We start from the raw sequence: 12,285 nt of genomic DNA on the forward strand, positions 1-12,285 counted from the left end.
ATGGAGATCCGTCGCATAGAGGGCGTTTTCCTACAGCACGCTTTGGAAACTTCTCAAGGTCTAAGGGCGGAAAATGTAAGTAAGGAGTTAAACCTTAGATTGCTATCCACAGTTCCCGAAGCCCTTCTTCAGGCTTTCTCAGAAGGTTCGGGTGGATTAAGAGGATACGTATTGGAAGCCTACGGAAGGAACCTAAGGATCTTGCTAAACAACAGTCAAGAAATATTGGCAGAAAATATGTCCGATGTTGAGGTGCAAGAAGGGGATCACTTAGAGCTTGTCCTTGAAAGTAAAAACCCATTGAGCCTGAAGATAATCTCACTTCAAAGGAAAACTGACATAAACCAAATCTTAGACCTTGCTTTTGAACCTTCAGAAGGTTTTCTGTTTAGCCTTGAAAAGGAGGATATCTTGTCTCTGATAAAAAATTCGGGCATTTTTTACGAGAGAAAAATTCTGTATTTTCTTAGAGGGGCGGTAAGCTTAAAGGAAATCTTGAAAGATGCAAAGGCTCAGATAATACAGAATATTTTGAACTTAGCGGAAGAGATAAAAAGCCAGCTTGGCACACAAAACCAAACTGACCAAAGTCTTGAATCTATAAAAACTCTATTTTTGTCAGTCCTGAACAAAACAGAAGGCATAGCTGAAATAAAGAGCTTTTTGAGAAGCCTCTATCTGGAAAGCTTAAATAATTTGGAATTAGAACAGTTTGTAAAGTTGGTGGAAAACTTAGGGAACAAACAGATCTTAGAGGCAATGCAACAAGGAGATAAGGAAGCTCTTATTAACCTTCTCTACAGAGAAATCCAAAACTTACTCCACACACCAATTGGCAGAACTCTAAAGCTGGCCTTTGAAAGGCTAAAAGCTCTAATTCTTCAATTGAAAGATCCAGAAGTAAAGGAACTCCTTGAGAACTTTATAAAAGCATTGGATGACGGAAAACTTGAGAACTTGAGAAAAAGCCATAGAGAGCTGATATCTCTTTTAGAGGAAAGGGAAAGGCTTTTGCCTCTGAGGGAAAAAGTAGAAAGAGATGGGCTTCAGTGGATAGATCGTTTAAACGCTATTATTCAAATACAGAGAATTATGGCAAAAGATGGGGTATTGGTTATACCATTCAGATGGGAAGGTAAAAAGGCAAGCATTATTCTAAAACCAAACAAAGAAGATTACAAAGTTTTTATAAACCTCAACTATCCAGAGGGCTTTGTTTCTGCCATGCTTTTATACCCTAAGTCAAAGCAAGCAAAGAGCTTGAGTCTGCACTTTTATACAAACTCTGAGCTTTTCTACAACAAGCTTGAAACCGCCAAACACATCTTAGAAAGTATGTTAGAAGAAGAAAACCTTAGAGTAAAGGAAATAAAGCTTAACATTATCCCTACTTTTCAAGAGCTGAGAAACATTGTAGGGCAACACGTTCATAGCACAAATCTTTATTTGGTGGTTTAACATGGCAGAAAGGAAAAAGGCGATAGCAATTAGATATGATTCCCACAAAGATACTGCACCGGTGGTTGTAGCAAAGGGGTTTGGAGAGCTGGCTGAGAAGATCATAAAGACCGCAAAAGAAAATGGAATACCCATCGTGGAGGATAAAGAGCTCGTATCTGCTCTTATAAAAGTGGAGGTTTTTGAGGAGATCCCACCAGAGCTTTACAGGGCGATAGCAAAGATTTTGGTCTTCGTAAAGCGAATAAGAGCTTAACTCATGTTTTCGTAAGATTTTGCAGCGGAATATAGGTGAAACTTCAGTAGTTGATAAACCCTATTGATATACTGAGATGCTGTTTTAACCTTTTCCTCGTTCCAACTGATAAAAGTATCCTCCAGAAGATAGATTGTCTCTTGGACGTCCTTTATCAGCTCTCTGTCCGCAAACACAGGCGAAAGGGCGCTCAAAGAAGGTAAAGATACTAAGGTTAAGGAGGTAGCCTCAAGGGCAAGCTCCAAAAGGTAATCCTTCTTACCTTCTTCCTCTATAAATTCTATGTTGCTTAGCAGTTCAAGAAGCACTCCAAAGACATCTAAGTAAAAGAGCGATATCCGTAGGGAACTCTCTGGAGGTAGCTTTATCTCCTTAGCATAAAGGATGATGTTAATTAACCTCTCTTGCTGAGAAACCAAATCCTCCAATCTTCTTACAAAACTGTATATGTATCCTTCCATCATAGAATATACCTTGAAAGTTCTACATCTTTTACAAAATCGGACAGCTTGGCTCTAACAAACTTACTGTCTATTATGATACGCTGTCCTGAGAGTTCAGGAGCATTGAAGGATATATCCTCCAACAGTCGCTCCATTATGGTGTATAACCGCCTTGCTCCTATGTTTTCCATCTTGTTGTTTATCTCTTCCGCTATTGAAGCGATCTCCTCTATCGCATCATGGGTAAATTCTAAATCTACCCCTTCCGTTTTTAGAAGCTCTACGTATTGTTTAACCAATGCATTTTTGGGTTCCACCAAAATGCGCGCAAAGTCTTCCTTAGTCAGTGGTTTTAGCTCCACCCTTATAGGAAAGCGCCCTTGCAGTTCAGGAATAAGATCAGAGGGTTTGGACATATGAAATGCACCAGCTGATATAAACAGTATGTGGTCAGTCCTTACTGGTCCATACTTTGTTCTAACAACCGTCCCCTCCACTATGGGCAAAAGGTCCCTTTGCACACCCTCTCGGGAAACGCCTGGACCAACTCCAGGCGTCTTTATCGCTATTTTGTCTATCTCGTCAATAAATATAATGCCAAAGTTTTCTGCTCTATAAACAGCTTCCGATGCTATTTCCTCTTGGTCTATCAGTTTCTCCGCTTCTTCTTGTTCCAGTATTTGCAGAGCTTCTTTAACCTTTACCTTTCTTCTTCTCCTTAGGGGAACCATACCACCCAGTAGATTTCTGAGTTGATCTTCTAGCTCTTCAAAGCCCGGCGGACCCATTATGCCCAATACGGGAGAAAACTTCTCCTGAACTTCTATTTCTATAACCCTGTCGTCAAATTCCCCTTTTCTGAGTTTTTCTCTGATAACAGATCTGTTGGCTGTGCTTTGGGAGATTCTTGAGCCAAAACTGAGCTGTTGGGATATTAGGTAATCAATTAACCTATCTTCTGCATTTTTCTTTGCCCTCTCTCTAACCTCCTGCATTCGTTCTTGCTTTACCATCTGATAGGAAACCTCCACCAGCTCCCTTACCATAGATTCCACGTCCCTACCCACATAACCCACTTCAGTATATTTGGTAGCCTCTACCTTGACAAAGGGAGCCTTGATAAGCTGGGCTAATCTTCTTGCTATCTCGGTCTTTCCAACACCCGTGGGACCTATCATCAAAAGGTTCTTTGGTGCAATCTCATCCCTCAGATGGGGAGGTAACTTTTGCCTTCTCCACCTGTTTCTTAAGGCTATTGCAACTGCTTTTTTTGCCTCTTCTTGTCCAATAACGTATTTGCTCAGCTCCTCTACAATTCTTCTGGGTGTTAGCTCTTCTAAGGTAGGCATCAAACTTTTCTCTTCCATCAATATCCTCCAGATCTTTCTTTTGTATGTAGGTTTCTTACAAGATGGTCAAGGTAACTTTCCAAGTTTTCTGGAAATTCTTCTAAATAAAACTCGGTGGGAAAGACCTTTTTTATCACGTCTATGGGAGGATTGCCTACGCCTGTAGCAGGTAGGATGTCCTTGGCACCTCTTCTGATGGCTTCGTTGTAAGCTAACTTGTAAGCAACTTTCAGTGCTTCTTCTATGTCCGAAAATCTGTCTATCTCGTCTCCCAATTCATAGAGCACTACATGTTTGGCGCTTTTTTTGAAGTGGTCCCAATCTAATATCCGTCTGATGTAGTGCTTTTCTTCCAGTTCCATCAGCTCTACGCTGGATATGTCCGAAAGCTCAAAGGTCACTATGTAGTAATCTATCAACTCTCTACCTGCGTATATGTCTGGAAAAAAGAAAAGTTCCACAATACTTAATATAAACGATAAAATGGTTTTATGATACCTACTCAGTGGTGGCTCTCTGCACAGAGGTATCTGTTAAATCCCAAAAGGGCAGAGGAGTCCTTTACAGAACTTTTGAAAAGACATCCAGAACCTAAAACTCTTTTGGACTATCTGAACGAAAGAAGGTTTATCCTTCTTCTAAAGCTAATGGACCAGTCCGAATGCATACGGAAGTTTTTGATCAATCATCCCGAAGATTTCCAAAGGGTGATCCCGGGTCTTTGGTATGTGTCCAAAAGAAAAGAAGATTACCTGAGGGAGCTTAAAAATATCGTAAGTGATTCGTTGGACGATGAAAAGTTTTCCAAGAGTTTAGCTTATTATCGCCACAGAGAGCTTATGAGACTTTTATCAAAGGAAATACTTGGCACCGCAAACTTAGAGGACATTCTAAGGGAATACTCCGAGCTTCCGGATGCTATGTTAGAGTTGGCTTATTCAAGAGCCTTTCGGGAAGCGGTGGAAAGATACGGAGAGCCAAAGGAGGAAAATGGAAAAACCGCCAGCGCATGTATAATAGCCCTTGGCAAGCTCGGTAGCTATGAACTCAACTATTACTCAGACATAGACCTAATGTTTATACACTCTTCTGACAAAGGCAGTGCGGGGAAGCTAACCCTTGTGGAGTTCTTTCACAAAGTTTTCCAAAAGTTGGTAAGCCTTATGACTACCCAAACAGAAGAGGGCAAACCCTACGAGGTAGATTTGGACCTCAGGCCCTTTGGAAAATCTGGACCTATAAGCATGTCTTTGAGAAGTGCAGAGCTTTACTACGAATCCTACGGTAGGATGTGGGAGAGGTTTGCCCTTCTTAGGGCTCGCTACAGCGCAGGAGACGAAGAGCTTTTTAAGACCTTTGATAGGGAAGTAAGACAACCCTTTGTGTTCAGAAAATACGTGGATTACAGAGTCCTTGAGGAAATAAGACTAATAAAAGCTCAGATAAATGCGCAGGCAAAAAGCAAGCTCATGAACCGCACAAACGTAAAAACTGGCGAGGGGGGAATAAGAGAATTGGAGTTTATGGTTCAGGCAATGGTTATCCTTCTTGGTGGAAAGTATCCTTTTCTTAGGGAGAGCAATACCTTTAGGGCACTTTGGAAACTAAATCAGAAAGGTGTGTTTTCTGACGAAGAGGTAAAGTTCTTGGAGAAAGCATACACCTTTTTAAGAAAGCTGGAGCACACTATACAGCTAAGAAATTGTCTGCAAACCCAGAGCTTTAGCGAGTCTGAAGCCACTCAAATAGCCAAGCTTATGGGTTTAGAAGAAAAAGAGTTTCTTTCAATGTTTAGGACTTACACCCAAAAGGTAAGCAGTATGTTTTATGGTATCCTGCCTGCACAAGAAGAGCAAGAGATTGACCCTATTATGGCTGTGCTCTTAAACGGCGATGCGGATGCGGGAAAAGAGATTTTATCTTCCTTAGGATTTAAAAATCCAACAAGGGCATTTAACATACTTTTAAACTACACACAAGGAACGGTGGGCATAGGGCTCTCTTCAGAAGAGAGGAAACAGCTTATAAAGATCTTACCTCAAATGGTCAATCACATAGCAAAAACGCCAGACCCAGACGAAACTTTGAACAACTTGGATAAGTTCTTTTCTAATCCTACGGGAAGGAGGGTGATTCTAAGCAAATCAAAGGAAGACTTTAGGTTAAAGCTCTGCAAAGTCTTCTCTTTGTCTTCCTATCTTTCCACTTTGATAAGCAGGAATCCGGATTTGGTGGAGGATGTGCTAACGCTGTATCAGGATTATCCGGAAGAAGAAGAACTTGAAGAGGAGTTTGAAAAATATAAGGAAATCCTTAGTTTGAGTGCGGAAAATCTGTTTAGAAGGTTTAAAACTGTTTGGGAAGTGCGCATAGCTTTGGTCTATCTTTTGAAGCAAGAAGATAGATACACAAAACTTGAAAAGTTTTTTAACCGCCTTACCCTTCTTGCGGACTTTTTAATGAAAAAACTTTGGGAACACCTGAAAATAAAAGATCACAGCTTAGTGCTGTATGCCTTGGGCAAATATGGAAGCATGGAGCTTACCATTGGTTCAGATTTAGATTTGGTGTTTGTTGGAAAGTCCCCGAGCTTAGAAGAAATAAAGTTAGCCCAGCAGATGATAAAGTTCATAACCCTGCACACCTCAGAAGGATATCTCTACAAGCTTGACTTTAGGCTAAGACCTATGGGTAGCAAAGGAGAACTTTTGCCGTCCATAAGCTTTTACAGGGATTACTACGAAAGAACCGCCAGAACTTGGGAGAGGATCGCCTGGACCAGGGCAAGGTTCATCGTGGGAGATACCGCTTTAAAGGAAGAGTTTGAATCTATTCTTAAAGACTTCCTTTTTGGCAAACCCATCACAGAAAAGGAGAGGAGAGAAATAAGGGATATGCGCTTTGCCTTAGAAGGCAACGCAAAAAAAGATAAAGATGTGGTTGATATAAAGTTTGGAAAAGGCGGTCTTATAGACGGGGAGTTTTTGATCCAGTTTTATATGCTTTTGGAAGGTATAAGGGAACCTTCAATGTTAAAAGCCTGCAGGTTGCTGATGTCAAAGCACGAGCTTCTTAAAGAAGTTTATGACATATACCTTTTTCTCCGGCTTGTGGAAACAAGACACAGGCTATCTAAGGAAAATGCAGGATCTGTCTTAAACAGTAAGGACAGACAGAGGGTAGCTTCTTCTATTGGCATGAATCCAGAAGACTTTGAGGAAAAGCTTTTTGAAAGTCTAAGGAGAATGCGGGAGATCTTCTTAGAAGTTTTTGACTAAAGGATTTTACCTGCATCTCTTGCTACTCCCCTTTTACTGCTTTGGATAAATTCTACAAGTCTTAGAACTTCCTGATGTTCTCCGTAATCTTTGAGCAAAAGCTCTATGGCTTCTCTTCTCAAAAGATTGCTCCTAAAAAGGATACGGTAGGCCTTTTTTAGAATGTTTATCTTTTCTTTTGAAAATCCCCTTCTTTCCAGCCCTACGGTGTTTATACCGTATAGGTGGGCGTGTTGGCCAGAAGCCCTTGTAAAAGGTGGAATGTCTAAGGAAACTCCCGAAACACCGCCCACCATAGCGTAGTCTCCAACCCTTGCCCACTGATGGACTGCAGAAAGGCCACCAATAAATGCATACTCTCCCACCTCTACATGACCTCCAAGCGTAGCACAGTTTGCCAATATAGCCCCTCTTTTTACCACACAGTCGTGGGCAACGTGAGCATAAGCCATAAGCATAACATCGCTTTCTATAACAGTCACTCCTGTTCCAAAGGGCGTGCCCCTGTGAATGGTGACGTATTCCCTTATTATTACCCTGTCTCCTACAATTACCTTTGTTTCCTCTCCTGCATACTTAAGGTGTTGAGGCTCTTCTCCTATGACCGCACCGTCGTATATCTTGCAATCCCTTCCTATGCTAACCTCTCCCTTTATGCTCACCCTCGCTCCTATCTTAGTTCCTTTGGCTATGGTTATTTTTCCCTCAAGCACGCTGTAGGGTCCAATCTCTACATCCTCTTCAAGCTCAACCTCTCCGCTTATGATGGCAGTAGGATGAATGCGTTTCATTTTAAAACTCCCAAAAGAAATTTTCTTATTAGGTTTAGGGCAAGTTGGGTTGCCAAAAAGCGATTTTCGTTTCTGCTAAAACGCAGGATGTGCCTTTCAACATAAACCTCTTTGTCCGTGCATAAACTTATGTATGTAAGTCCTACGGGCTTTCTTTCGCTTGTTGATGGACCAGCTATGCCAGTTATGGCAACTGCTATATCCGCATCAGTCTCTTCCAAAGCGGATATGCACATAGCCCTACAAACTTCTTCGGAAACCGCTCCGTATTTTTCCAGCAGTTCCTTTTTTACGCTCAAAAGCTTGGTTTTTAACTCGTTAGAATACACCACAAAACCACCTACAAAGTAATTACTGCTTCCTGGAACATTTACGAGACGAGCGGAAAGCAAACCCGCTGTACAGCTTTCTGCCACAGCAAGTTTAAGCCCCCTTTCCCTCAACAGCTCTCCCACCACCTCTTCCATTTCCACCCTTCTGTCCGCATACACGTAAAAACCAAGACTTTCCTTAGCCCTTTGCCAAGACTCTTCGTCCTTAAAGTATATATCCACCCCTCCAATCCAATTTACCACTTGAGAATAAGTTAAAGACTTCGCATCTAAGCCAAAGGTTCTGAGTATGTATCCTTCCGCAAATTCATTCTTACACAACCCAACTATCACTCCAGCACCTCGTATCTGTAGAATGGATATTTACAAAAACTACCCACGCTGTGTCCAGGGTCAAAGGGTTGAAACTCTTCAAAAGAGGAAGGAATAAAAACCATCTCGTCTGCTATGTTTGGACTGATAACAACCTCAAAAACTTTACCATTTAGCGTTATTTTGTCCCTAACTCTGAGCCTATCTGCGGTTTTTTTTGATATGTAAGCCTTCTGATACTTTTCCATGCTGTGGGTCCATGGGTTCCAATGCCCAAGCTCTTCCACAAGGGAGTTAGCAGTGTGTAAAACAACTCCTTGGGGCAGTTGTTTTTCCTCAAAACTCTTGCCTTCAATTGAAGGAAGTTCTAAGCTTGTGCCTTCCAAGGAAGTATCCAACGTAATGAACTCTTCTAACCTTACCTTTATGTCAAAAAGCCTTGAAAGAAACTCGTAGGGGACCACCGCACCTTTGGGTTTTGATACGCTTTGGGGACAGAAATAGACTCTTCCAAAGGAGTTTCTGTATGCTATAAAGTCCCTCTCTGTAAAGTTGGAAGCGCCTATGATTAGAGTGGAGTAGTGAGAAGTGAGGTTGGGAAAGAGCGTAAAGTGTATGGAAAATCGGTTTTTAATTTCCTGTCTTATTTGCTCTGGTATGTAAATAAGGGGATTGCCAAAGAATATGAAGCTATCGTATTCTTCAAAATTTTCTACGAATTTTTCAAGTTCCATAGCGGGGAAAGGCATAAGGTCACCCACAAAGCTATATTCTACGCTGTAGTGTTTGATAAGGTCTTTTAGTATGTTTAAAACGCTGTTTCTGAAAGGAGAGGATAGAAGGTTTGTGCTTATGAGCAGTAATCCTCCAAGGAGGTAGAGCTTTTTCTTAAGTGCGGTTGCGGTGGGGTCTTCGTGCTCTGGTTGTGTTATTTTTTTCATAAAACTTATTTGCTGAAAAGGGTTCATCAAAAGTTTTGTTTTTGCCTTTGAGCAAACTGTAGAATACCTTGAGCTCACACACACAAGGTTTGAGCCTTTCTCCACCGCATCCACCAAGTATCTCATGGACATAACTTCAGAAAATACTGGTTCTGCCTCCCAACTAAGTATTAGCTTAAAATCCTGCCATCTGTTAAAGAAAACAGTGGAGGGCTTAAAATCCACAACGGGCGCATCCACAAAAACATCACCCACAGACCTTGCCAACAAGTATTCCTCAAGACTAGACAAATGTCTATCCAAAATTATGGCTATCTTTCCCTTTAGTTTCCGCTTTGCCATGTCAAAGGCTTCAGATTCGGAAAGGGCGACAGGTTCTCTTTCGTTCAAATAAAAACCTATAAGTCTTAAAGGATTGTTGGTAATCTCTTGTATGTAGGTTATACCCTTACTACACAAACTTCCCATACCCTTTGGGTCCGCAGGGTGTCCATAAAGATCCACAAGCTGGCCTTTTTCTTTGTAAAGCACATAAGCACAAGCACAGCCACAACCTGTACAAGCGCTTACCACTTGTTCGTCAAAGGACTTTACAGTTAGCGCTACAGACGGGGGCTTCATTATGAAAAAAAGATTTTAAATTATTTTTGATACTTAGTGGGTTCTTTAAAACTTATAAGCGCGAGATTTTGCAATAGCCAATGCTTTATAAGTGAAGTTTATCAATTCATAATCACTTCTTAATTGCTTTCTTAAGTTTCCTTGATTAAAATCTACCACTAATACCAAAGGGAGGTGTCATTATGAAGAAAAAAGCCCTTTTAGTGGTGGCACTTTTAGGACTTTCTGGCTCATCCCTTGCTACCAACGGGGACAACCTAATAGGTGTCTCTCCCGCCTCAAGGGGTATGGGTGGTATAGGTGTAGGTATGCCCGTAGGTCCCACCGATACCATCTTTAGAAACCCAGCTTGGATGAGCTACTACAAAGGCTTTAACCTAAGCTTTGGTGGAATTTTATTTATGCCAAAGGTAAAGGCAAAATCTAATGTCACACCTTATGCACCACCTGTACCCCCACCAGCATCAGCTACCAGCGAAGCGGACTTTTTCGTAGTCCCAGAGGTTGGAATAGTCCATCAAATAAATGACAAGTTAAGTTTTGGAATAGGTGCCTTTGGTGTCTCTGGTATGGGTGTGGATTACAGAAACAAAGACCCACTCCTTGCTAACATGCACACCACGTTTCAGTTCATGAGAGTGATCCCAGCCCTTTCTTACAAAATAAACTCCGCTATATACGTGTCTGGTGCTGTTCATCTGGCTTACGGTTCTTTAGACATGGGGGCTAATTTGTGTTTTGACGTTAATGGTAATAATGCTCCGAATCCTGGGGAATGCTGGAACGCTGGAGGTGGCCAATCTCAAACATACGGCGTAGGTGTTCAGATAGGCTTAGCTTACAACATGGGAGACTTCCTTTACGCAGGTTTGACTTACCAAAGCCCAGTGAATATGACCTATAAAAGGGTTTTTGATAGTAACGGGGATGGCGCCTTTGAAGACTTCAAACTCACTCAACCGCTGGAGCTTGCCTTTGGTTTGGGTATAAAGCCTATGGAAAACTTCAAAGTGGGTATGGACATAAGATGGATAAACTGGGGAGATGCAAAGGGATACAAACACTTTCAGTGGAAGGATCAGTGGGTCATAGCCGTAGGTGGTGAGTTCAAACCAACCCAAAAGCTTGCCCTCAGGGCTGGCTATAACTACGGAAAGTCCCCTATAAGAGGTGGGGCTAAAAATCTAATGAACGCTAACAACATACCTAATCTTACCGCACCATTTAGTGATTTTCAAATAGCCCTCTTCAATCTTGTAGGCTTTCCAGCTATTACAGAACACCACATTACCCTTGGTCTTGGCTATGAATTTACCAAGAACTTTGGTATAGACATCGCTTACAAGCATGCGTTCAACAAGAAGGTAAGGGCAACTGATAACATGGGTATGGGGTTTGAGGTTGAAGCCCAAAACTCCCAAAACGCTATATCCATCGGTTTGAACTGGAAGTTCTAAACCATGTCTGCCCCCACCTGGGGGCATATATTTAACTTCTATGCCAAAGCTTAAGCAGGACCTAAAACAGCTTTACGAAAAAGACTTTATCCTGTGGGTTGAAGAGAACTTAAGGCTTATCAAAGAAAAAAACTACGAGGAAGTGGATTGGGAAAATTTGCTTGAAGAAATAGAAGATATGGGAAGAAGGCATTTAGACAGTGCAATAAGCTATATGGCTATAATAATGGAACACCTTTATAAGCTTGAACACTTCAAAATTGACGAAAAAATGGGAAAAAGTTGGATAAAAAGCGTGCTTAATGCAAGAGATAGATTGGAGCTTATGTTAAAGAGAGAACCTTCACTCAGAAGGAAGTTAGAGGAAAATCTTAGCTGGGCTTGGGAGGGAGCTGTGCTGAACCTGATAAGCTGGTTCAGGGACAACGAAGAGTTGGCGGAGAAGTTCTTTGGAAGATTGCCATCAAAAGAAGACTTCCCTTCGGAATGCCCATATAACTTTGAAGAAGTGCTAAGTGGAAAGCCTTGGGATAAAATCTATGGTTAGGCAAGACATAAAACAGCTTTACGAGAGAGATTTTCTTCTTTGGGTTGAAGAGAACTTAAGGCTTATCAAAGAAAAAAACTACGAGGAGGTAGATTGGGAAAACCTGCTTGAAGAAATAGAAGATATGGGAAGAAGACATTTAGACAGTGCAATAAGCTACATGGCTATAATAATGGAACACCTTTATAAGCTTGAACACTTTAAAGTTGAAGAGAGTATGGGGAAAGGTTGGATAAAAAGCATCCTAAACGCAAGGGACGAGCTGGAGCTTTTGTTTGAAGATATGCCTTCAGTAAAAAAGAAGGCACAAGAGCAAATAGATCGAGCTTGGAAAATAGCGATAAAGAACTTAGTAAGGTGGTTCAGGGACAACGAAGAGTTGGCGGAGAAGTTCTTTGGAAGATTGCCGTCAAAAGAGGACTTCCCTTCAGAATGCCCATACACCTTTGAAGAAGTGCTAAGTGGAAAGCCTTGGGAACACTCCTTATAATATCTTTCTT

The 12,285-nt window shown here is 41.5% G+C and carries 12 protein-coding genes; 6 read left to right on the forward strand and 6 right to left on the reverse strand.

Annotated elements, in window-relative coordinates:
- Positions 1-1,458, forward strand: coding sequence for a hypothetical protein (locus tag K217_RS0102190; RefSeq protein WP_029551496.1), 1,458 nt, complete (start codon positions 1-3; stop codon positions 1,456-1,458).
- A gap of 1 nt (position 1,459) precedes the next feature.
- Entirely contained in the window at positions 1,460-1,714 is a 255-nt protein-coding gene (locus tag K217_RS0102195) for an EscU/YscU/HrcU family type III secretion system export apparatus switch protein (protein ID WP_029551497.1), read from the forward strand.
- Here the strand turns inward: K217_RS0102195 and K217_RS0102200 are convergent.
- Genes K217_RS0102200 through K217_RS0102210 form a run of 3 tightly spaced genes read right to left on the reverse strand, consistent with a single transcriptional unit; the run spans position 1,711 to position 3,967 of the window.
- On the reverse strand, positions 1,711-2,178 hold the full coding sequence (locus tag K217_RS0102200; RefSeq protein ID WP_029551498.1) for a hypothetical protein: 468 nt from the start codon (positions 2,176-2,178) through the stop codon (positions 1,711-1,713). The genes K217_RS0102195 and K217_RS0102200 overlap by 4 nt on opposite strands.
- Positions 2,175-3,524 carry an ATP-dependent protease ATPase subunit HslU gene (hslU, locus tag K217_RS0102205; protein WP_155991096.1) on the reverse strand — a complete coding sequence of 450 codons (1,350 nt, stop codon included), beginning with the start codon at positions 3,522-3,524 and terminating at the stop codon, positions 2,175-2,177. Before hslU ends, K217_RS0102200 begins: the two co-directional genes overlap by 4 nt.
- Entirely contained in the window at positions 3,524-3,967 is a 444-nt protein-coding gene (locus K217_RS0102210; protein WP_029551500.1) for a hypothetical protein, read from the reverse strand. Before K217_RS0102210 ends, hslU begins: the two co-directional genes overlap by 1 nt.
- A gap of 30 nt (positions 3,968-3,997) precedes the next feature.
- On the opposite strand from K217_RS0102210, the gene glnE reads away from it, so the two are divergent.
- Positions 3,998-6,784: a bifunctional [glutamate--ammonia ligase]-adenylyl-L-tyrosine phosphorylase/[glutamate--ammonia-ligase] adenylyltransferase gene (gene glnE / locus K217_RS0102215; RefSeq protein ID WP_029551501.1), complete on the forward strand. Its 2,787-nt coding sequence runs from the start codon at positions 3,998-4,000 to the stop codon at positions 6,782-6,784.
- On the opposite strand, the gene lpxA is transcribed toward glnE, so the two are convergent.
- From lpxA to K217_RS0102230, 3 genes are read right to left on the reverse strand one after another with little or no spacing between them, the layout of a single operon-like run.
- Complete coding sequence (gene lpxA, locus K217_RS0102220) at positions 6,781-7,575, reverse strand: acyl-ACP--UDP-N-acetylglucosamine O-acyltransferase (RefSeq protein WP_029551502.1); 795 nt, start codon at positions 7,573-7,575, stop codon at positions 6,781-6,783. The genes glnE and lpxA overlap by 4 nt on opposite strands.
- Positions 7,572-8,240, reverse strand: coding sequence for a CinA family protein (locus K217_RS0102225; RefSeq protein WP_029551503.1), 669 nt, complete (start codon positions 8,238-8,240; stop codon positions 7,572-7,574). Before K217_RS0102225 ends, lpxA begins: the two co-directional genes overlap by 4 nt.
- Entirely contained in the window at positions 8,237-9,781 is a 1,545-nt protein-coding gene (locus tag K217_RS0102230) for a molybdopterin-binding domain-containing protein (RefSeq protein ID WP_029551504.1), read from the reverse strand. The genes K217_RS0102225 and K217_RS0102230 overlap by 4 nt, the downstream gene beginning before the upstream one ends.
- A gap of 182 nt (positions 9,782-9,963) precedes the next feature.
- On the opposite strand from K217_RS0102230, the gene K217_RS0102235 reads away from it, so the two are divergent.
- Genes K217_RS0102235 through K217_RS0102245 form a run of 3 tightly spaced genes read left to right on the forward strand, consistent with a single transcriptional unit; the run spans position 9,964 to position 12,275 of the window.
- Positions 9,964-11,238: an OmpP1/FadL family transporter gene (locus tag K217_RS0102235; protein ID WP_029551505.1), complete on the forward strand. Its 1,275-nt coding sequence runs from the start codon at positions 9,964-9,966 to the stop codon at positions 11,236-11,238.
- A 40-nt stretch (positions 11,239-11,278) separates the two neighbouring features.
- Complete coding sequence (locus K217_RS0102240; protein WP_029551506.1) at positions 11,279-11,785, forward strand: DUF29 domain-containing protein; 507 nt, start codon at positions 11,279-11,281, stop codon at positions 11,783-11,785.
- Entirely contained in the window at positions 11,778-12,275 is a 498-nt protein-coding gene (locus K217_RS0102245; protein ID WP_029551507.1) for a DUF29 domain-containing protein, read from the forward strand. The genes K217_RS0102240 and K217_RS0102245 overlap by 8 nt, the downstream gene beginning before the upstream one ends.
- Positions 12,276-12,285 lie beyond the last annotated feature (10 nt).

Origin of the sequence: Thermocrinis jamiesonii (assembly GCF_000702425.1) — a bacterium.
Classification (GTDB): Bacteria; Aquificota; Aquificia; order Aquificales; family Aquificaceae; genus Thermocrinis; species Thermocrinis jamiesonii.

What these genes read in the sequence shown, in the direction of transcription:
- K217_RS0102190 (WP_029551496.1), top strand. Translation starts at nt 1, where the DNA reads ATGGAGATCCGTCGCATAGAGGGCGTTTTCCTACAGCACGCTTTGGAA.
- K217_RS0102230 (WP_029551504.1), bottom strand. Translation starts at nt 9,781, where the DNA reads ATGAAGCCCCCGTCTGTAGCGCTAACTGTAAAGTCCTTTGACGAACAA.
- lpxA (WP_029551502.1), bottom strand. Translation starts at nt 7,575, where the DNA reads ATGAAACGCATTCATCCTACTGCCATCATAAGCGGAGAGGTTGAGCTT.
- K217_RS0102235 (WP_029551505.1), top strand. Translation starts at nt 9,964, where the DNA reads ATGAAGAAAAAAGCCCTTTTAGTGGTGGCACTTTTAGGACTTTCTGGC.
- hslU (WP_155991096.1), bottom strand. Translation starts at nt 3,524, where the DNA reads ATGGAAGAGAAAAGTTTGATGCCTACCTTAGAAGAGCTAACACCCAGA.
- K217_RS0102195 (WP_029551497.1), top strand. Translation starts at nt 1,460, where the DNA reads ATGGCAGAAAGGAAAAAGGCGATAGCAATTAGATATGATTCCCACAAA.
- K217_RS0102200 (WP_029551498.1), bottom strand. Translation starts at nt 2,178, where the DNA reads ATGATGGAAGGATACATATACAGTTTTGTAAGAAGATTGGAGGATTTG.
- K217_RS0102245 (WP_029551507.1), top strand. Translation starts at nt 11,778, where the DNA reads ATGGTTAGGCAAGACATAAAACAGCTTTACGAGAGAGATTTTCTTCTT.
- glnE (WP_029551501.1), top strand. Translation starts at nt 3,998, where the DNA reads ATGATACCTACTCAGTGGTGGCTCTCTGCACAGAGGTATCTGTTAAAT.
- K217_RS0102240 (WP_029551506.1), top strand. Translation starts at nt 11,279, where the DNA reads ATGCCAAAGCTTAAGCAGGACCTAAAACAGCTTTACGAAAAAGACTTT.